This is a genomic window from Paenirhodobacter sp. YD-8 (genome assembly GCF_056590935.1).
Map to the genome: position 1 here is coordinate 261,821 of NZ_CM152649.1, position 18,016 is coordinate 279,836.

The 18,016-nt window shown below is 67.9% G+C and carries 20 protein-coding genes; 7 read left to right on the forward strand and 13 right to left on the reverse strand.

Annotated elements, in window-relative coordinates:
- Nucleotide 1 precedes the first annotated feature (1 nt).
- Genes AC0QTQ_RS01255 through AC0QTQ_RS01295 form a run of 9 tightly spaced genes read right to left on the reverse strand, consistent with a single transcriptional unit; the run spans nucleotide 2 to nucleotide 4,541 of the window.
- The gene (locus AC0QTQ_RS01255) at nucleotides 2-496 is read right to left on the reverse strand and encodes a flagellar basal body-associated FliL family protein (protein ID WP_480257925.1); all 495 of its coding nucleotides are present in this window, start codon (nucleotides 494-496) and stop codon (nucleotides 2-4) included.
- A 9-nt stretch (nucleotides 497-505) separates the two neighbouring features.
- Nucleotides 506-1,231, reverse strand: a complete 726-nt coding sequence (gene flgH, locus AC0QTQ_RS01260; RefSeq protein ID WP_121530788.1) for a flagellar basal body L-ring protein FlgH — start codon at nucleotides 1,229-1,231, stop codon at nucleotides 506-508.
- 10 nt (nucleotides 1,232-1,241) lie between these two features.
- Nucleotides 1,242-1,667, reverse strand: a complete 426-nt coding sequence (flgA, locus tag AC0QTQ_RS01265) for a flagellar basal body P-ring formation chaperone FlgA (RefSeq protein WP_121530786.1) — start codon at nucleotides 1,665-1,667, stop codon at nucleotides 1,242-1,244.
- A complete protein-coding gene (gene flgG, locus AC0QTQ_RS01270) occupies nucleotides 1,667-2,452 on the reverse strand; it encodes a flagellar basal-body rod protein FlgG (protein WP_121530784.1) in 786 nt (261 codons plus the stop codon). The genes flgA and flgG overlap by 1 nt, the downstream gene beginning before the upstream one ends.
- Before the next feature lie 9 nt (nucleotides 2,453-2,461).
- The gene (locus AC0QTQ_RS01275; RefSeq protein WP_480257926.1) at nucleotides 2,462-3,178 is read right to left on the reverse strand and encodes a flagellar hook-basal body complex protein; all 717 of its coding nucleotides are present in this window, start codon (nucleotides 3,176-3,178) and stop codon (nucleotides 2,462-2,464) included.
- Between the two features lie 3 nt (nucleotides 3,179-3,181).
- On the reverse strand, nucleotides 3,182-3,448 hold the full coding sequence (locus AC0QTQ_RS01280; protein WP_121530780.1) for a flagellar biosynthetic protein FliQ: 267 nt from the start codon (nucleotides 3,446-3,448) through the stop codon (nucleotides 3,182-3,184).
- 1 nt (nucleotide 3,449) lies between these two features.
- Nucleotides 3,450-3,737, reverse strand: a complete 288-nt coding sequence (fliE, locus tag AC0QTQ_RS01285) for a flagellar hook-basal body complex protein FliE (protein WP_121530778.1) — start codon at nucleotides 3,735-3,737, stop codon at nucleotides 3,450-3,452.
- A 22-nt stretch (nucleotides 3,738-3,759) separates the two neighbouring features.
- Entirely contained in the window at nucleotides 3,760-4,152 is a 393-nt protein-coding gene (gene flgC, locus AC0QTQ_RS01290) for a flagellar basal body rod protein FlgC (RefSeq protein ID WP_480257927.1), read from the reverse strand.
- 2 nt (nucleotides 4,153-4,154) lie between these two features.
- Entirely contained in the window at nucleotides 4,155-4,541 is a 387-nt protein-coding gene (locus tag AC0QTQ_RS01295; RefSeq protein ID WP_480257928.1) for a FlgB family protein, read from the reverse strand.
- Nucleotides 4,542-4,622: 81 nt separating this feature from the next.
- Between AC0QTQ_RS01295 and AC0QTQ_RS01300 the strand changes: the two genes are divergently transcribed.
- A complete protein-coding gene (locus AC0QTQ_RS01300) occupies nucleotides 4,623-5,945 on the forward strand; it encodes a FliI/YscN family ATPase (RefSeq protein WP_480257929.1) in 1,323 nt (440 codons plus the stop codon).
- A gap of 10 nt (nucleotides 5,946-5,955) precedes the next feature.
- On the opposite strand, the gene rlmH is transcribed toward AC0QTQ_RS01300, so the two are convergent.
- The gene (gene rlmH / locus AC0QTQ_RS01305) at nucleotides 5,956-6,423 is read right to left on the reverse strand and encodes a 23S rRNA (pseudouridine(1915)-N(3))-methyltransferase RlmH (RefSeq protein ID WP_480257930.1); all 468 of its coding nucleotides are present in this window, start codon (nucleotides 6,421-6,423) and stop codon (nucleotides 5,956-5,958) included.
- 7 nt (nucleotides 6,424-6,430) lie between these two features.
- The gene (gene rsfS, locus AC0QTQ_RS01310) at nucleotides 6,431-6,793 is read right to left on the reverse strand and encodes a ribosome silencing factor (RefSeq protein ID WP_121530766.1); all 363 of its coding nucleotides are present in this window, start codon (nucleotides 6,791-6,793) and stop codon (nucleotides 6,431-6,433) included.
- A gap of 454 nt (nucleotides 6,794-7,247) precedes the next feature.
- Here rsfS and leuC point away from each other — a divergent pair, with 454 nt between their 5' ends.
- The 6 genes from leuC (at nucleotide 7,248) to leuB (ending at nucleotide 13,091) form a co-directional block, all read left to right on the forward strand.
- Nucleotides 7,248-8,654, forward strand: coding sequence for a 3-isopropylmalate dehydratase large subunit (leuC, locus tag AC0QTQ_RS01315; RefSeq protein WP_480257931.1), 1,407 nt, complete (start codon nucleotides 7,248-7,250; stop codon nucleotides 8,652-8,654).
- A 50-nt stretch (nucleotides 8,655-8,704) separates the two neighbouring features.
- Nucleotides 8,705-9,226 carry an HdeD family acid-resistance protein gene (locus AC0QTQ_RS01320; protein ID WP_480257932.1) on the forward strand — a complete coding sequence of 174 codons (522 nt, stop codon included), beginning with the start codon at nucleotides 8,705-8,707 and terminating at the stop codon, nucleotides 9,224-9,226.
- A 1-nt stretch (nucleotide 9,227) separates the two neighbouring features.
- Complete coding sequence (leuD, locus tag AC0QTQ_RS01325; protein WP_121530760.1) at nucleotides 9,228-9,833, forward strand: 3-isopropylmalate dehydratase small subunit; 606 nt, start codon at nucleotides 9,228-9,230, stop codon at nucleotides 9,831-9,833.
- Nucleotides 9,834-10,100: 267 nt separating this feature from the next.
- Entirely contained in the window at nucleotides 10,101-10,928 is an 828-nt protein-coding gene (locus AC0QTQ_RS01330; protein WP_480257933.1) for a hypothetical protein, read from the forward strand.
- A gap of 23 nt (nucleotides 10,929-10,951) precedes the next feature.
- Complete coding sequence (locus AC0QTQ_RS01335; protein ID WP_480257934.1) at nucleotides 10,952-11,911, forward strand: endonuclease/exonuclease/phosphatase family protein; 960 nt, start codon at nucleotides 10,952-10,954, stop codon at nucleotides 11,909-11,911.
- 73 nt (nucleotides 11,912-11,984) lie between these two features.
- Entirely contained in the window at nucleotides 11,985-13,091 is a 1,107-nt protein-coding gene (gene leuB, locus AC0QTQ_RS01340) for a 3-isopropylmalate dehydrogenase (RefSeq protein WP_480257935.1), read from the forward strand.
- Between the two features lie 77 nt (nucleotides 13,092-13,168).
- Here leuB and AC0QTQ_RS01345 read toward each other — a convergent pair whose 3' ends face one another.
- Entirely contained in the window at nucleotides 13,169-14,344 is a 1,176-nt protein-coding gene (locus AC0QTQ_RS01345) for a nucleotide sugar dehydrogenase (RefSeq protein ID WP_480257936.1), read from the reverse strand.
- 200 nt (nucleotides 14,345-14,544) lie between these two features.
- Complete coding sequence (locus AC0QTQ_RS01350) at nucleotides 14,545-17,775, reverse strand: M10 family metallopeptidase C-terminal domain-containing protein (protein ID WP_480257937.1); 3,231 nt, start codon at nucleotides 17,773-17,775, stop codon at nucleotides 14,545-14,547.
- Nucleotides 17,776-18,016: the final 241 nt, after the last annotated feature.

The window sequence follows — 18,016 nt, forward strand, 5'->3', positions numbered from 1 at the left end:
CTCAGCGATTGTCCTGACGCGCGATGTCGGAGATCAGCACCACCTTCACCGTTGGCCCGAGACTGCGGCGCGCGGCCTCGAGCAGCGCCCGGCGCAGGTCCTCCATCTGCCCGGCCGAGGTGAAATCGCCGCGGAAGCCGCCGGCATTGGCATGGTCGAACAGCACCTGCAGCAGCGCATCGCGCAGCTTCGGCTCGGCGGCATAGACCGCCTCGGTGCCGCCCGTCGCGACCTCGAGGCTGAGCGACAGCACGACCAGCGAGACGATCGTGCCGTCCTCGACGTCGGGCACGATGAACTGGTTGTTCAGCTTGACGAATTCGGAGCTTGCCGCACCGCCCTCCGCGCTCTCGGTGCCTGCGGCCTGTGCTGTGGGGGCCGCCTCGGTGCCGGCCTCGGCCGCGGCCGGCGGCGCCGGGCGCAGGAAATAGCCGGCCGCGGCGCCGGCGCCGATGCCGAGCAGCGCGAGCAGGATGGGGAGGAGCAGCCTGCGCATTCCCGGGCCTCAGAACGGCAACAGCACGTCGGCGACCTGCTGGCCATAGCGCGGCTGCTGCACGTCGGTGATCTGGCCGCGCCCGCCATAGGAGATCCGCGCGCCGGCGATCTTGTCATAGGTGATCTCGTTCTGCCGGCTGATGTCCTCGGGCCGGACGAAGCCCGAGACCAGCAGCTCGCGCACCTCGTAGTTCACCCGCACCTCCTGACTGCCCTGGATCCGCAGCACCCCGCTTTGCAGCCGGTCGAGCACCGTCGCCGCCACCCGCAGCGTCAGCTTTTCCTTGCGCGCGACCGAGCCGTCGCCCTGATAGGACGAGCTTGAATTCGTCTCGTAGGCGTTCGCCATCGAGGCGCCGTCGGGCATGTGCCGGTCGATGCGCTGCGGGATGCCGCCGAGGTTCGGGATGCCCATCTTGTCAGAGCCCGAGCGGCTGCGGCCGGTGGTGTTCGAGATCTCGGCCTTGTCGTCGATCTCGATCACCACGGTCAGGATGTCGCCGCGCCCCATCGCGCGCCGGTCGCCGAGCAGCGAGCCGCGGGTGCCCGACCACAGCGAGGCCTCCTGCGCGGGGGTCTGCCGGTTCAGCCGGTCGGGCATCGCGGCGCTGTTCATCGCGAAGAATTCGTCGCCATCCTCGACCGGGGTCATGCCGGGCACCTTGCCGACGTTCTCGAGCCTCTGGCAGGCGATAAGCGATCCGGCGAGGAGGATCAGGATCAGCGGACGCATGGCAGCCCTTTCATTGCGACTGGACCTGGGTTGAGCCGTCGGCCGCAATGGTGGCGAGGACGATGGCCTTGGAGGCGGTGTTCATCACCCGGATCGTGTCGCCGACACCGCCCCGTTCGAGGGCGCGGCCCTCGGTGCGGATGTCGAGCGGGCCGCGGTGATAGGCGAGCGGCACGGTCTGGTTGCGCTCGATGATCGCGGGCGGGCCGAGATCGGCGAGCAGGATCGGCCGGCCCGGATAGATCGCGACCCGGGTCTCGAGCCCGATCGCGTCGCGCGGGTCGGTCAGAGCGCCCGGCACCGTCTGCCCGTCGACCGTCACGTCCGCGGCGGTCAGCACGGTCTGCGCGCGCAGCACGCGCGCCGCGACCAGCGTCTCGGCCGGGGCGGGGGCCGCGGCGAGCAGGGCAAGCACAAGGGGCAGCGCGGTCCGCATCAGCGCAGCTGCGTGGTGGCGCCGAGCATCTCGTCGGCGGCGGTGATGACCTTGGCGTTCAGCTCGTAGCCGCGCTGCGCCTTGATCAGCTCGGTGATCTCGCGCACCGCATCGACCGAACTTTCCTCGAGATAGCCCTGTCGCAGCGTGCCGAGCCCGTTCTGCCCGGGTTCGGAGACCTGCGGCGGGCCCGAGGCCTCGGTCTCGAGGAAGAGGTTCGAGCCGATCGCCTCGAGCCCCTTGTCATTGGTGAAATTCGCCAGCGTGATCTGGCCCAGAAGCTGCGGCTGCACCTGGGTGTTGAAATAGGCATAGACCTCGCCCGCGGCGTTGATCGCAAGCGTGCTGGCGTCGTCGGGGATGGTGATCCCGGGGGCCACCGGATAGCCGTCCGAGGTGACGATCTCGCCATCGGGCGAGCGTTTCAGACCGCCGTCGCGGGTATAGCCCGAGGCACCCGAGGGCATCGTCACCTCGAGATAGCCGGCGCCGTCGATGGCGAGGTCGAGATCGCCGCCGGTCTGGGTGAGCGTGCCCTGCGCCAGGTTCACGCTGACCGCCGTCGGGCGTACGCCGAGGCCCAGCTGCACCCCGGCCGGGATCACCGTGCCATCGGTCGAGCTGATCGTGCCGGGGCGTGTCTGCTGCTGGTAGAACAGGTCGGCGAATTCGGCGCGGCGGGCGTTGTACCCCGTCGTTGACATGTTCGCGAGGTTGTTCGAGATCACCTCGACCCGCGTCTGCTGGGCGCTCATCCCGGTGGCGGCTATCTGCAGGGCACGCATTCAGATCTCCTATTTGCCAAGCGTCGAGATGACGCCGCGGATGCGTTCATCCTCGCGGTCAAGGAAGTTCTGGCCCAGCTCGTAGGCGCGCTGAACCTCGATCATCCGCGAGATTTCGGACACGGGATCGACATTCGATCCCTCGACGAAGCCCTGAAGCAGGGTCGCCTTCTTGGTCGGCTCGACGCCCGAGGGGGCCGAGAAGCGGGTGCCGGCGACATGGCGCAATTCGGTGCGGTCGGCGGGTAGGAATACCCCCACCTGCGCCACCGGCGCGCCGGCGACCGACAGGGTGCCGTCCTGCGCCAGGGCAACCGGGCCCTGGTCGGTCGGCACGAAGATCGGCGCGCCGCCCGCGTCGAGCAGGCGAAAGCCGTCGGGGGTGACCAGCTCGCCCTCGGCCGAGGGGGTGAAGCTGCCGGCGCGGGTCAGCTGATTGCCCTCGGGCGTCTCGATCTGGAAGAAGCCGTCGCCCTCGATCGCGAAGTCGAAGGCGCCGCCGGTCTGGTCGATCGGGCCCTGCGACAGGTCGACGTTGCGGCCATGCGCATAGGCCATCGAGAGCGGTTCGCTCTCGAGCCCGAGATCGGCGACATATTCCGAGAAGATCACCCCCTCGCGCCGGAAGCCGGTGGTCGAGACGTTCGCGATGTTGTTCGCGACGCTCTGCATCTCGCGCATCAGGCCGGACTGGCGGGCAAGGGTGGCGTAGATCGCGTTGTCCATGGCTCAGCTCCCGGCGATCATCGGAATGATCCGCGTGGTGAAGAAATCGACCAGCGTTTCCGACATGAAGGACATCGACACCCAGAACACCACGAGCATCGCCCCCACCTTCGGCACGAAGGTCAGCGTCATCTCCTGCACCGAGGTCAGCGCCTGAAACAGGCCGATGGTGACGCCGGCGATCAGCGCCACGGTCAGCATCGGCGCCGAGATCATCACCGCGATCCACAGCGCCTGGCGCATCGTGTCGAAGAAGACGAGGTCGTTCATCTCACACCGGCATCCGCAGGATTTCCTGATAGGCCTCGACCACCTTGTTGCGCACGGTGACCGCGGTCTCGACGGCAAGCTGGGTCTCGGCCAGGGCCTGCACCAGCGAATGCGGATCGGCCTTGCCGAGCATCGTGGCCTTGGCCGTTTCCTCGCCCGAGCGCAGCGTCGCCTCGAAGCTGTTGGCGAGCGAGCCGAGCGTGGTTTTCGCGGGTGAGCCCGTGTCCGGGGCTGCGGCGGTCCGGGCGCGGGCATAGGCCTGGGCGGCGACGGAGGTATTGAGTTCCATGGGGGGGAGGGGCCTTTCCGGATCAGCGGCGCAGCAGGTCGAGCAGCGCCGAGGACATCTGTCGCGTCTGGTCGAACATCTTCAGGTTCGCCTCGTAGCTGCGCTGCGCCTCGCGCGCGTCGGCGATCTCGACCACGAGGTCGACATTCGAGCCCTGGTAATAGCCGGTCTCGTCGGCCAGCGGGTTCGACGGGTCATAGACCTGCTCGAGCTCGGACCGGTCCAGCTCGACCGGGCCGAGGGCGACCGCGCCGGTCGTCTCGCCCATCTCGGCGACCTGTTCGAAGGACGAGATCTTGCGGTGATAGCCGGGGGTGTCGGCATTCGCGATGTTCTCGGACACGTGCCGCAGCCGCTGCGCCTGCGCCTTCATCCCCGAGGCGGCGAGCGAGAAGGCCGAATTGAAATCGTTCACCGTCATTTCCCTCCGAGGCTGGTGCGCAGGATGTCGAGCGAGCTGCGATAGACGGTGAGCGCCAGAGTGTGCGAGCGCTGCACCTCGGCCGATTTCACCATCTCGTCCTCGAGCGAGACGGAATTGCCGCTGGGCGAGGTCGCCTCGGCCTTCGGGTCGGGGGCCATCGCCACGGTGAGGCCGTTCGAGGCGCCAAGGTGGCCTGTCCGCGTTGTCCGCATCGGGGTGGCAAGTTCTTCCTGATAGGTCTCGGCAAAGCTCGGCACGTCGAGGGCGCGATAACCGGGGGTGTCGGCATTGGCGACGTTCTGCGCCACGGCATTTTGCCGGAACGCGGCCTGCTGGGCCATCGACTGGGCCATCTGCATCAGCTGGATCTTCTCGAACATCGGGGTTTCTCCTCCGAGCCATCAACACTCGCTTAAGGGCGAATCATTTAAGAAAACCTTTCAGAAACACGGGAGTGCAGGATGGCGTCAGCGGGGCTTGAACGGCTGTGTGCGGAAATCTCGCAGATCGCGGCGCTGCGCCCGGTGGGGCGGGTGCTGGGCGTGGGCGGCGGCACGATCGACGCGGGCGGGTTGTCGGTGCGGGCCTCGCTGGGCGATCGCGCGCAGATCCGCTGCCGCTCGGGGCGCCTTTTCGGCGCCGAGGTGATCGGGCTGAGGCCCGAGGCGGTGACGCTGCTGGCCGATTGCGCGCCCGAAGGCGTCGCGATCGGCGATGCGGTCGAGGTGCTGGGTCAGACCGGCATCGCCCCCGATGACAGCTGGATCGGCCGGGTGATCGACCCGTTCGGCCGCCCGCTCGATGGCCGGCCGATCCTGCGCGGCACCGCCGAACGGCCGCTGCGCGCCGACCCGCCGCCCGCCGCGCAGCGCCGTCGTCTGGGGGCGCGGCTGGAGACCGGGCAGGCGGTGTTCAACACCTTGCTGCCGCTGGTGCGGGGCCAGCGCATCGGGCTCTTCGCGGGCTCGGGCGTGGGCAAATCCTCGCTGCTGGCGAAATTCGCGCGCGGGGTGGCGGCCGATGTCGTCGTCATCGCGCTGGTGGGCGAGCGCGGGCGCGAGCTGCGCGAATTCGTCGAGAAGGTGCTCGGCCCCGAGGGGATGGCGCGCTCGGTGATCGTCGCCGCCACCTCGGACCAGTCACCGCTGGTGCGCCGCCGCTGTGCCTGGGCGGCGATGGCGGTGGCCGAGCATTTCCGCGACGCGGGCCGGCAGGTGCTGTTCCTCGCCGACAGCGTCACCCGCTTTGCCGAGGCGCATCGCGAGGTGGCGCTGGCTGCTGGCGAACCGCCCAGCCTGCGCGGCTATCCGCCCTCGACCGCGCATCAGATCATGGCGCTGGCCGAACGCTCGGGGCCGGGGCCCGAGGGGGCGGGCGACATCACCGCCGTGTTCTCGGTGCTGGTTGCGGGCTCGGACATGGAGGAGCCGGTCGCCGACATCCTGCGCGGCACGCTCGACGGTCATGTCATTCTCGACCGCACCGTTGCCGAACGCGGCCGCTTTCCGGCGGTGGATCTGCTGCGCTCGGTCTCGCGCGCCTTGCCCGATGCCGCGACCCCGGCCGAGAATGCGCTGATCGCCCGGGCGCGGCGGCTGCTGGGCGCCTATGACCGGGCCGAGCTGATGATCCAGGCAGGGCTTTATGCCGCAGGCTCCGACCCGGTGATTGACGCCGCGATCCGGGTCTGGCCGGCGCTGGACGGCTTCATCGCCCGCGACGAGCCCGACGATACCGCCGCAAGTTTCACCACGCTCGCCACGATTCTGGCCGACACGCCCTGAGGGGCGCCCCTCAGGCGCGGTGATAGGGGGTGCCGGCGAGGATCTGGCCGGCACGATACAGCTGTTCGGCCAGCATCACCCGCACCAGCATGTGCGGCCAGACCATCTTCCCGAAGCTGAGCGACCAGTCGGCCTTGGCGCGCAGGGCGGGGGCGATGCCGTCGGCGCCGCCGATGACGAAGGCCAGATCGCGCCCGGCATCGCGCCAGCCCGCGAGTTTCGCGGCGAATTCGGGCGAGGAGACCAGATCGCCGCGCTCGTCAAGCGTGACGAGCACCGCGCCGGCCGGGATCGCGCGCTCGAGCAGCGCCGCCTCCGCCTCCATCCCGAGGTTCTTCTTGTCCTCGACCTCGACGACCGAGGCCGGGCCCAGCCCGTAGGACCGCCCGGCCTTGGAGAACCGTTCGAGATAATCGGAGATCAGGTCAAGCTCGGGCCCCTTGCGCAGCCGGCCGACCGCGCAGACCGTCACCTTCATCGCCGGATCAGACGTGGGCGCCCGAGGGCATCCACATCTTCTCGAGCTGATAGAACTCGCGCACCTCGGGGCGGAACACGTGGACGATGACGTCCTGCGTGTCGATCAGGACCCAGTCACCCTGGTCCTTGCCCTCGATCTTGCTGTTGCGCCCGAAGTCTTCCTTCAGCCGCTCGACCAGCTTCTCGGCGATGGCGCCGACCTGCCGCGAGCTGCGCCCCGAGCAGATCACCATGTAATCCGCGATCGACGACCGGCCGCGCAGGTCGATCGTGATGATGTCCTCGGCCTTGTCGTCCTCGAGCGAAGAGATCACGCGCGCCAGGATCTGGTCGCTCGTGGGGTCGGCCCCGGCGAGCTTCGTGCTCATGGGTGCCGCCTTTGCGTCCGAGACACCGGACGCGAGTGAGAGATGAGACAGGACATTGTCCTCCGAAGGTTCGCGCGCCGCCTCCGCCCCGGCGCGGGGCATGACAAAAACGTAGCATCGCGCCCCTGAAATCTCAACCGATCGGAGCGCGCAATCCGAGCCGGCTCTGCGATTTGGTGCCGATTGTCAACCCCTGCGGCCCTTGCTGCGCTGCGGCGGGGCGAGATTTTCTTGCCTGAGAGCAGGGGATCGCCTATATCGCCGGGCATGATCACCGTTTTCGACATGGATGACCGCGCCCGGCTGAAAGAGCGCTTCTACGGCGAAAGCCGCTCCATCCTCGCCCGACTTTGATGTCGGCGCGGGGGCGCCGTGTTGCGTCCCTGTCGCCCGCGGCCGCGCCCTTTGCCCGGCGGCCCGCCCGATCCGTTACAAGCCATCGAAAGAGAGAGCCATGTCCGCTCCGAAGACCCTCTATGACAAGATCTGGGATGCCCACGTCGTCTCCGAAGACGCCGACGGCACCTGCCTGCTCTACATCGACCGCCACCTCGTGCACGAGGTGACCAGCCCGCAGGCCTTCGAGGGGCTGCGTCTGGCCGGGCGCAAGGTGCGCGCGCCGGAGAAGACCATCGCCGTTCCCGACCACAACGTTCCGACCACCCCCGACCGCGAGCAGGGGATCAAGAACGAGGAAAGCCGGATCCAGGTCGAGGCGCTCGACAAGAACGCCAAGGATTTCGGCATCAACTACTACCCGGTCTCCGATATCCGTCAGGGCATCGTGCACATCGTCGGGCCCGAGCAGGGCTGGACGCTGCCGGGCATGACCGTGGTGTGTGGTGACAGCCACACCGCGACGCATGGCGCCTTCGGCGCGCTCGCCCATGGCATCGGCACCTCGGAGGTCGAGCACGTCCTGGCGACGCAGACGCTGATCCAGAAGAAATCGAAGAACATGAAGGTGGAGATCACCGGCAAGCTGCGTCCGGGCGTCACCGCCAAGGACATCACCCTCGCGGTGATCGGCAAGACCGGCACCGCCGGCGGCACCGGCCATGTCATCGAATATTGCGGCGAGGCGATCCGCGATCTGTCGATGGAAGGCCGGATGACGGTGTGCAACATGGCGATCGAAGGTGGTGCGCGCGCCGGCCTGATCGCCCCCGACGAGACCACCTTCGAATACATCAAGGGCCGTCCGCACGCGCCGAAGGGCGCGCAGTTCGAGGCCGCGCTGACCTGGTGGAAGACCCTCTTCACCGATGAGGGCGCGCAGTTCGACAAGGTCGTCACGCTGAAGGGCGAAGAGATCGAGCCGGTCGTGACCTGGGGCACCTCGCCCGAGGACGTGCTGCCGATCTCGGGCGTGGTGCCCTCGCCCGAGGACTTCCACGGCGGCAAGGTCGAGGCGGCGAAGCGCTCGCTCGACTACATGGGGCTGACGCCCGGCATGAAGCTGACCGACATCGCCATCGACACCGTCTTCATCGGCTCGTGCACCAACGGCCGGATCGAGGATCTGCGCGCCGCGGCCGAGATCGTGAAGGGCAAGAAGGTCAAGGACGGTATGCGTGCCATGGTCGTGCCTGGCTCGGGCCTCGTGCGGCTGCAGGCGGAAGAGGAAGGCCTCGCGCAGATCTTCATCGACGCGGGCTTCGAGTGGCGCCTTGCCGGCTGCTCGATGTGTCTCGCGATGAACCCGGACCAGCTGAGCCCGGGCGAGCGCTGCGCCTCGACCTCGAACCGCAACTTCGAGGGCCGTCAGGGCCGCAACGGCCGCACCCACCTCGTCTCGCCGGCGATGGCGGCGGCGGCGGCGATCACTGGCCACCTGACCGACGTGCGGGAACTGATGTGAACAGCGGACGGATGGGGTAAGCTTTCGGCAAACCTCACAGGAGTGGACCCATGAAAGGCACGACTTCCCTTTTCGTCGCCGGCACGCTCGCCCTTCTGGGCGGGCTGGTCGCGATTTTGTTCCCGCTGCCCGCCTCGCTTGCCGTGGCGGTCTTCGTGGGCTGGTTGTTCCTGTTCAGCGGCGTCTTCGCCCTTTGGGCCGGGTTCTCCGACCGGACGATTCCGGCCCGCGGCTGGCTGATGGGCTTCGGCCTGCTCGACCTCGTCGTCGGCGTCTGGATCCTGGCGAACCCGCTCGCCGGTCTCGTCTCGCTGACGATCGTGGTGGGGGCGCTGTTCCTCATCTCGGGGATCGGGCGGCTGATCGTCGCCTTCGCCTTCAGCGGCAGCTCGACCTTCTGGGCGATGCTGCTGTCGGGGGTGATCTCCGGCGGGCTGGGCCTGTTCATCCTGTTCACCGTTCCGGACTCGAGCCCGATCCTGCTTGGCACGCTGCTTGCGGTCGAGCTGGTGGTGATCGGCTCCTCTCTCATTGCTCTGGGCCTTGAGCTCAAGAAAATCGGAAAAAACTGAAATGCAGAAGTTCACGAAACTCACGGGGATCGCGGCGCCGATGCCGCTGGTCAACATCGACACCGACATGATCATCCCGAAAGGCTTCCTGAAGACGATCAAGCGCACCGGGCTTGGCGTCCATGCCTTCGACGAGATGCGCTACAACCTCGACGGCACCGAAAAGCCCGACTTCGTGCTGAACAAGCCGCAGTATCGCGCGACCGAGATCCTCGTCGCCGGCGACAACTTCGGCTGCGGCTCCTCGCGCGAGCATGCGCCCTGGGCGCTGGCCGATTTCGGCATCAAGGCGGTCATCTCCACCTCCTTCGCCGACATCTTCTTCAACAACTGCTTCAAGAACGGCATGCTGCCGATCGTTCTGCCGCAAGAGCAGGTCGACATCCTAATGAAGGATGCCGAGAAGGGATCGAACGCGCGCATGACCGTCGATCTCGAGGCGCAGGAGATCACCACCTCGGACGGCGTGGTGATTCCCTTCGAGATCGACCCGTTCAAGAAGCACTGCCTGCTGAACGGCCTCGACGACATCGGGCTGACGCTGGAAAAGGTCGCGGCGATCGACGCATTCGAGGCGCAGGCCGCGCAGTCGCGCCCCTGGGTCTGATCCGGTCTAGTGGCTGCAAGCCCTTGAAACACAAGATGAAGGCCGCCTTTCGAGGCGGCCTTATTTTTGCGCCGGATTTGATGCAATGCGGCACCAGTTCCTTCACCAAATCGCCCGATTGTCGCGCCATTGGTTAACCAGACATTGCCAGCCGAGGCAAAAATGGACAAAATCAAGGCAATATTGAGGCAGTCCGTCACAATTGGCGGGTCCAGACGGCGAAACCCCGGCATCCGATCGGGGGCGCGGAAGGCAAAGGGCAGAATCGTGGTTTCTCGCTATGCAGGCGCATTGCTGCGGGCGTTGCTCGTTGCATTGGTGGTTTCCATCCCGTCGATGGCGCTGCGCGTCGTCAGCGACGATGCCACGCAGATCGTCGCCCTCGTCTCCTTCTTCGCCGCCGCGATCACCTTCTTCGAATATGCCTCGGTCTATCCCGGCCTGATCGAGTTCCGCGACGCCCCGCCCTACAACCGCATCCGCTTCACCGCGCTCTTTGCCATGGTGACGCTGCTTTCGGTGACGGCGCTTGCGCAGATCGAGCCCTCGACGCTGTCGCAATTCGTCTATGTGCTCGGCGCGATGATGGCGCGCTCGGTCGACATCCCCTACAGCCCGGTGCGTCTTCTGGTGCTGATCCTGCCCGAGGACGCCCCCGCCGCGCGTGTCGAGGCGCTGCGCACCGCCGCCGGGATCGCCTACATGACGGCGCTGATCGCGCTTGGCTATTTCGTGGTGACGATCCGCGCGCTTGGCTGGCCGAAGTCGCAGGGCAGCTTCAACGTCTGGGTGAACCTGCCCACCTTCGAGCCGACGGCGGGCGCCGATGTGGTCGAGCGGCTGCGCCGCGACGCCTGGTTCAACATCTCGCTGGGCTTCCTTCTGCCCTTCCTCGTGCCGGTGGTGATCAAGGCGGTCTCCGTCTCGGTCTCGCCGGTCACGCTCGACAATCCGCTGACGATGATCTGGGTGGTGACGGCATGGGCCTTCCTTCCGGCAAGCCTTTTCATGCGCGGCATCGCGGTCGGCCGGATCGCGCAGATGATCGAGGACAAGCGCCGCGAGGCGGGGGCCCGCGGTCTGCTGCCGGCCTGATCGCGGCGCTGTGCCTGCTGGCCGTGCCGGCCGCGGCCGAGAGCCTGCGGCTCGCCACCTGGGACGCGGGGTTGAGCCGGCGCGGGCCGGGGCTCTTGCTGGCAGACATCGAGACGGGCGATCCGCAGGTGACGGCGGCGGCGGCGCTGATCGCCGGGGCGCGGCCGGACGTTCTGCTGCTGACGGGCTTTGACTGGGACCACGACGGGCGGGCGCTTGCGGCCTTTTCGGCGGCCCTCGGCGCCGCCGGGCTGGTCTTGCCCCATCGCTACGCACCACGCCCGAATGCCGGGGTGCAAAGCGGGCTCGACCTTGACGGCAACGGCCGGATGGGCGAGCCGCGCGACGCGCAGGGCTATGGCCGCTTCACCGGGCAGGGCGGCATGGCGCTGCTGTCGCGCCTGCCGCTGCGGACCGAGGCCGCGCGCGACTTCTCGGCCTTTCTCTGGGACGATCTGCCCGGCAGCCTGATCGAGGGGGCGGGGCTGTCGCCTGCGGCGCGGGCGGTGCAGCGGCTGTCCTCGACCGGGCATTGGGATGTGCCGGTCGCGCTGCTCTCGGGGCGGGATCTGCACCTGCTGGCCTTCGCCGCGACGCCGCCGCTCTTCGACGGGCCCGAGGACCGCAACGGCCGGCGCAACCGCGACGAGACGGCCTTCTGGCTGCGCTATCTCGACGGCGCGTTGCCGGTGCCACCGCCGCTCGCATCCTTCGCGATCCTGGGGGATGCCGATATCGACCCGGTGGCGGGCGAGGGGCGGCGCGATGCGCTGGTGGCGCTGCTCGCTGACCCGCGGTTGCAGGACCCGCGCCCCGAGGGCGCGCAGGGCACGGCCACGGCCCTCTATGGCGCGCCGCTGCGGCTTGACTACATCCTGCCCTCGGCCGATCTGCGCGTCACCGGCGCGGGGGTGATCTGGCCGGAGGCGGGCGAGGCGGCGCCCCGTCGCGCCCTTGTCTGGGTCGATATTTCCCTGCCCTGAGAGGGGCCGCGCTTGACCCCGGGCGGGGCATTCGCTAGGCCGCTTGCAACCCTTTTTTCTATGGGAGGAAAGCATGTCGAACCCCTCTATCCTGATCCTTGCCGGCGACGGCATCGGCCCCGAAGTCATGGACGAGGTGAAGAAGATCATCACCTGGTATGGCGACAAGCGCGGTCTTGCCTTCGACGTGACCGAGGATCTCGTCGGCGGTGCCGCCTATGACGCGCATGGCGTGCCGCTGACCGACGAGACCATGGCCAAGGCGCAGGAAGTGGACGCGGTCATGCTGGGCGCCGTGGGCGGCCCGAAATACGACGTGCTCGACTTCTCGGTGAAGCCCGAGCGCGGCCTGCTGCGCCTGCGCAAGGAGATGGACCTGTTCGCGAACCTGCGTCCGGCGCAGTGCTTCGACGCGCTCGCCGACTTCAGCTCGCTGAAGAAGGACGTGGTCGCCGGGCTCGACATCATGATCGTGCGCGAGCTGACCTCGGGCGTCTATTTCGGCCAGCCGCGCGGCATCTTCGAGGAGAACGGCGAGCGCGTCGGCCTGAACACGCAGCGCTACACCGAAAGCGAGATCGCCCGCGTCGCCCGCTCGGCCTTCGAGCTGGCCAAGCGCCGCGACAACCGCGTGACCTCGGTCGAGAAGGCGAACGTGATGGAATCGGGTATCCTGTGGCGCGAGGTCGTCACCGCGATCCGCGACGCCGAATACCCCGAGATCACGCTGAACCACATGTATGCCGACAACTGCGCGATGCAGCTGGTGCGCGCGCCCAAGCAGTTCGACGTGATCCTGACCGATAACCTCTTCGGCGACATCCTGTCCGACTGCGCCGCGATGCTGACCGGCTCGCTCGGCATGCTGCCCTCGGCCTCGCTCGGTGCGCCGATGGCGAACGGCCGGCCGAAGGCGATGTACGAACCCGTGCACGGCTCGGCCCCCGACATCGCCGGCCAGGGCAAGGCGAACCCGATCGCCTGCATCCTCAGCTTCGCGATGGCGCTGCGCTACAGCTTCGACCGGGGCGACGAGGCCACCCGTCTCGAGAAGGCGGTCGAGAAGGTGCTGGCCGATGGCGTGCGCACCGCGGATCTGATGGGCCCCGAGGGCGGCACCCCGGTCTCGACCACCGAGATGGGCGCCAAGATCATCGCCGCGCTGGACGCGAGCCTCTGATCTTCCCGAAATTTCGGATCGTTCTGAAAATACAAAAGGGGCAGCCGATGGGCTGCCCCTTTTGCTTTCGGGCGACCTCAGTCGGCGCCGAAGAGGTCGCGGGTGAAGACCTTGTCGGCGACGTCGCCGAGTTCGGGCACCATCCGGTTCGCCAGGATCAGATCGGACGAGGCCTTCAGCTCGGCCAGGTCATGCGTCACCCGCGAGCCGAAGAAATCCGCCTCCTTCATCGCCGGCTCATAGACGATGACCTCGACGCCCTTCGCCTTGATCCGCTTCATGATCCCCTGGATCGAGCTTTGCCGGAAATTGTCCGAGCCCGCCTTCATCACCAGCCGGTAGACGCCGACGCGTTTCGGCTTCCTGGCAAGGATCTGATCGGCGATGAAATCCTTGCGGGTGCGGTTCGCATCGACGATCGCGCTGATCAGGTTCTGCGGCACATGGCTGTAATTCGCCAGAAGCTGCTTGGTGTCTTTCGGCAGGCAATAGCCGCCATAGCCGAAGGACGGGTTGTTGTAGTGCCGGCCGATGCGCGGGTCGAGGCAGACGCCGTCGATGATCTGCCGCGTGTCCATCCCATGCGCCAGCGAATAGCTGTCGAGCTCGTTGAAATAGGCGACGCGGAGCGCAAGGAAGGTGTTGGCGAAGAGCTTGATCGCCTCGGCCTCGGCGGAATCGGTGAGCAGCACCGGCACATCGGGGTCGAGCGCGGCTTCCTTCAGCAGACCGGCGAAGGCCGCGGCCCGCTCCGAGCGCTCGCCGACGACGATCCGCGAAGGGTGCAGGTTGTCGTAAAGCGCGCGGCCCTCGCGCAGGAATTCGGGGCTGAAGATGATCCGGTCGGTGCCAAGCTCGGCGTTCAGCCGGCGGGTATAGCCCACCGGGATCGTCGACTTGATGACGATCGTCGCCGCGGGCGCGATCGACAGCGCCTCCCTCACCACCGCCTCGACCGAGGAGGTGTCGAAATAGTTGGTGTGCGGGTCATAGTTCGTCGGCGTCGCGACGATGATGAACTCGGCATCCTCGAAGGCCGCGGCGGGATCGGTGGTCGCGGTCAGGTCGAGCGGCTTTTCGGCGAGATAGGCCTCGAGCTCGGTGTCGATGATCGGGCTCTTGCGATCGTTCAACAGCTTGACCCGCATGGGGTCGACGTCGAGGGCGCGGACGCGGTTGCGCTGCGACAGCAGAACCGCATTGGAAAGGCCGACATAGCCGATGCCGGCAACGGCAATTTTTCTTCCAGACATGTGTTCAATGACCCGTTGTGCAAGATCAGTGTCGGCCGGACAAATGCGGCGTCCCCCAAAGGGCTAGCATCCGGCTGCCTCATTTGGGAGGGGAATTGCGCCGAAAACGGCACCGACTTGCGCCATTTCCGAGGTTTTCTGGCCGGTTTCGTCGCGTCCACTGCGTGGTTCGGTCCGGAACGGGAGGGCGGCGCCGGGCTTCAGACCACGAAGATGTCGGCCGCATCGAGATCCGGGCGGGTGGTGAACTCGGCCACCAGCTGGGCCCGGATGTCGCCGGTGCCATCCGGATCATACCAGAGCGCACCATTGTCGTGATCGTAGAAGAAGCGGTCATTGGCGTCCTGCGCCTCGGTGCCCTCGGCAAAAAGCGCATTGCCGAGCCGTCCGGCGCCGATGCCGGTGAAGACGGCCATGCGCAGCACCAGCCGGTCACGCCCCGGTTCGAAATCGACGATCGAGTCGACGGTGTCCTCATCCGGCGCGGTGTCGAAAAGGAACGTATCCGCACCGGCGCCGCCGGCCAGCGTGTCGTTGCCGTCGCCCCCGATCAGCGTGTCGTCGCCCGCGCCCCCGGCAAGGCGGTTGTCGCCTGTGTTGCCGGTCAGCACATTCGCCAGCGCATTGCCGAAGCCCTGCAGGTTGGCGGTTCCGGTGAGCGTCAGGTCCTCGACCGCGGCGGAAAGCCGATAGCTGACGCTGCTGACGACGGTGTCGCGGCCGGCCCAGGCGGGCAGCTCGAACACCACGTCATTCGGATTGTCGACGAAGAAGCGGTCGGACCCGGGGCCGCCGGTCATCCGGTCGATGCCGGCGCCGCCCATGATCGTGTCATCGCCGGCGCCGCCGAAGATGGTGTCGGCGCCCGCCCCGCCGACGAGCAGGTTGTTGCCGGTGTTGCCGGTCAGCACATTCGCCAGCGCATTGCCGAAGCCCCGCAGATTGCCGGTTCCGGTGAGCGTCAGGTCCTCGACCGCGGCGGAAAGCCGATAGCTGGCGCTGCTGGCGACGGTGTCGCGGCCGGCCCAGGCGGGCAGCTCGACCACCACGTCATTCGGATTGTCGACGAAGAAGCGGTCGGACCCGGGGCCGCCGGTCATCCGGTCGATGCCGGCGCCGCCCATGATCGTGTCATCGCCGGCGCCGCCGAAGATGGTGTCGGCGCCCGCCCCGCCGGCCAGCAGGTTGTTGCCGGTGTTACCGGCCAGAACATTCGCCAACGCATTGCCGAAACCCTGAAGGTTGGCGGCGCCGGTGAGCGTCAGGTTCTCGATCGCCGTGGTGGCGCCGAGGCGGAAGCTGACGCTGCTGACGACGGTGTCGCGGCCGGCCCAGGCGGGCAGCTCGACCACCACGTCATTCGGATTGTCGACGAAGAAGCGGTCGGACCCGGGGCCGCCCACCATCCGGTCGGCGCCGGTCCCGCCCCAGATCGTGTCGTCGCCGGCGCCGCCGAAGATGGTGTCGGCGCCCGCCCCGCCGGCCAGCGCGTTGTTGCCGACATTGCCGGTGATCACGTTCGCCAGCGAATTGCCCGTGCCGTTCAGGGCGCGGGTGCCGAGCAGGGTGAGATTCTCGACATCGGCGCCGGCGCTCAGCCGGTAGGTGACGCGGCTCAGCACCGTGTCGACGCCGGGCGCGCCCGCCGCCTCGACGATCACGTCATTCGGATTATCGACCCAGAACCGGTCGGAGCCCGGTCCGCCCACCATGCTGTCCGCCCCCGCCCCGCCGATCAGCAGGTCGTTTCCGGCGCCGCCGATCAGCGTGTCGTTGCCGCCGCGCCCTTCCAGGCGGTCGGCGCCGGCGCCTCCGGCGAGGCTGTTCGCCTGATCGTCGCCCAGAATCACCGAGACCGTGCCGGGGGGCTCTGGCCCGGTGGTGTCGGTCGGGTCTTCGGGCAGGTAATGGGCGATGCTGATGATGCCATCCGCCGCCAGCGCCGCAGCACCGATTGGCCGGCCATCGCGCGAGACGATGGTCAGGCTCTCGCGGCCGAAGGTGATCGTGGCGCCGGTCGCGGTCTCGGTGATCGTCAGCTGCGAGACCGAGCGCAGCATCGGCCAGAGCGACAGGTCGATGCGGTCGGTGGCGAGGTCGAAGCCGGTGATGACGTCATGCATCCCGTCGGGCGACAGCACGAAGATGTCGGTGCCGGCGCCACCGATCAGCGTATCGGTGCCCGCTCCGTCGATCAGCACGGCGCCGTCGCTGCCGGCCTCGATCCGGTCGTTGCCGGCGCCGCCGTCGATCACGTTGCGTCCCGCGGCCGCGCCCGACAGCGTGTCGGCGCCGTGGCTGCCGAGGAGTGTCGCACCGATCGGGCCGAGCGTCGCCTCGAGCGTGGTGATCCCGGCTTCGGTGCCGCTTGCCACATGGATCTGCACCGCCTCGTCGGTCGCGGTCATCGCCAGCGCCGAGATCGCGTCGAGCGTCATCGCATCGCTGTCGGCCATGGTGTCGAGCAGCAGCAGATAGCCGCCGGGCAGCAGCTGGAACAGGCTGACGCCATCGTCCGAGCCGCTGACGGCGATGAAGCTCTGTCCGTTCACCTCGGTGATCGCGAGGTGGGAGGCATTGGCGAAGCGGGTGCCGAGATCGTCGATCACATGGTCATGCGCGACGAGGGCACCGGTCGCGGTGATCTCGACCACGCTCAGGCTGTTCGAGGTGGCGCCGGTCAGCACCGCATAGGTGACGCCGGCGACCGTCGTCGTCTGCATCTGCACCGCGCCCGCGATGCCAAGGCCGCTGGTCACGTCGAGCCGGCCGGTCTGGGTGACGGTGCCGTTCGGCCCGACGGAATAGGCGGCAAAGGCCGTGGCGCCATCGAAGCCCGCGAGCAGGAAGGGCGTGCCGTCAATCTGCACCTGCTCGAGGCAGGTGAGTCCGGTGGCGCCGCCGATTGCCCCGCTTGCGAGGGTGACATGGTTGCCAAGCGTGCCATCCGCCCCGACCTGCCAGCGCTCGAGCCCGTCCGAACCATGCACCGCGCCGAAGACGAAGCGGCGGCTTCCGACCTCGACCAGCTCGATCTCGGAGAGGCCTGCGGGCAGGGCGGCGGTGGCAAAGCTGCGGGTGCTGGCGCCAAGGCGGCCCGCGTCGTCGATCTCGACCCCGGTCAGCCCGCTGCTGCCGACGCCGGTCAGGGTGACCACCTCGCTCTCGCCGTCGAAGGAAACCACTTCGATCGTCGGTTCGACCCCGACGGTGGCCGCCCCCGCGATCGGCTTCCGGCTGACGAGGTCGAGCCCGTCGCCTCCTGCGTCAAGCTCCCACACGGCAAGGCCAAGCCCGCCATCGGGCCGGGTCACGGAGAGGATGCGCGGCCCGTCCGGCCCCTGCTCGACGACGAGATCGGTGATCCCCTCGAGCCAGGTGTCGCCCGCCGCCGTCTCGGTGCCCAGATGGGTGAGCCTGATCTCCGCCATCGCGCGATCCCCCGTGTTCGCCAGGATCCATCCTGCGCCTGTCGCCGTTAACGGGGGCTGAGCGGATTGCGGCGCAACGGTGGTCTTTGCTTCCGATTTGAATGACATTGTCCGGGCCCCGCAGTGCGGCTGCGGCCGGAAGCTGCCGGTCACGGGGTTTTCATGCCGGCGCGCCCTTGCGGTCCGGTGGCAAAGGCGCTTGATACGGCCTATATCTCGCTCGACAGCATCGAAGGGGACA

What these genes read in the sequence shown, in the direction of transcription:
- AC0QTQ_RS01255 (WP_480257925.1), bottom strand. Translation starts at nt 496, where the DNA reads ATGCGCAGGCTGCTCCTCCCCATCCTGCTCGCGCTGCTCGGCATCGGC.
- flgH (WP_121530788.1), bottom strand. Translation starts at nt 1,231, where the DNA reads ATGCGTCCGCTGATCCTGATCCTCCTCGCCGGATCGCTTATCGCCTGC.
- flgA (WP_121530786.1), bottom strand. Translation starts at nt 1,667, where the DNA reads ATGCGGACCGCGCTGCCCCTTGTGCTTGCCCTGCTCGCCGCGGCCCCC.
- flgG (WP_121530784.1), bottom strand. Translation starts at nt 2,452, where the DNA reads ATGCGTGCCCTGCAGATAGCCGCCACCGGGATGAGCGCCCAGCAGACG.
- AC0QTQ_RS01275 (WP_480257926.1), bottom strand. Translation starts at nt 3,178, where the DNA reads ATGGACAACGCGATCTACGCCACCCTTGCCCGCCAGTCCGGCCTGATG.
- AC0QTQ_RS01280 (WP_121530780.1), bottom strand. Translation starts at nt 3,448, where the DNA reads ATGAACGACCTCGTCTTCTTCGACACGATGCGCCAGGCGCTGTGGATC.
- fliE (WP_121530778.1), bottom strand. Translation starts at nt 3,737, where the DNA reads ATGGAACTCAATACCTCCGTCGCCGCCCAGGCCTATGCCCGCGCCCGG.
- AC0QTQ_RS01295 (WP_480257928.1), bottom strand. Translation starts at nt 4,541, where the DNA reads ATGTTCGAGAAGATCCAGCTGATGCAGATGGCCCAGTCGATGGCCCAG.
- AC0QTQ_RS01300 (WP_480257929.1), top strand. Translation starts at nt 4,623, where the DNA reads ATGGCGTCAGCGGGGCTTGAACGGCTGTGTGCGGAAATCTCGCAGATC.
- rlmH (WP_480257930.1), bottom strand. Translation starts at nt 6,423, where the DNA reads ATGAAGGTGACGGTCTGCGCGGTCGGCCGGCTGCGCAAGGGGCCCGAG.
- rsfS (WP_121530766.1), bottom strand. Translation starts at nt 6,793, where the DNA reads ATGAGCACGAAGCTCGCCGGGGCCGACCCCACGAGCGACCAGATCCTG.
- leuC (WP_480257931.1), top strand. Translation starts at nt 7,248, where the DNA reads ATGTCCGCTCCGAAGACCCTCTATGACAAGATCTGGGATGCCCACGTC.
- AC0QTQ_RS01320 (WP_480257932.1), top strand. Translation starts at nt 8,705, where the DNA reads ATGAAAGGCACGACTTCCCTTTTCGTCGCCGGCACGCTCGCCCTTCTG.
- leuD (WP_121530760.1), top strand. Translation starts at nt 9,228, where the DNA reads ATGCAGAAGTTCACGAAACTCACGGGGATCGCGGCGCCGATGCCGCTG.
- leuB (WP_480257935.1), top strand. Translation starts at nt 11,985, where the DNA reads ATGTCGAACCCCTCTATCCTGATCCTTGCCGGCGACGGCATCGGCCCC.
- AC0QTQ_RS01345 (WP_480257936.1), bottom strand. Translation starts at nt 14,344, where the DNA reads ATGTCTGGAAGAAAAATTGCCGTTGCCGGCATCGGCTATGTCGGCCTT.
- AC0QTQ_RS01350 (WP_480257937.1), bottom strand. Translation starts at nt 17,775, where the DNA reads ATGGCGGAGATCAGGCTCACCCATCTGGGCACCGAGACGGCGGCGGGC.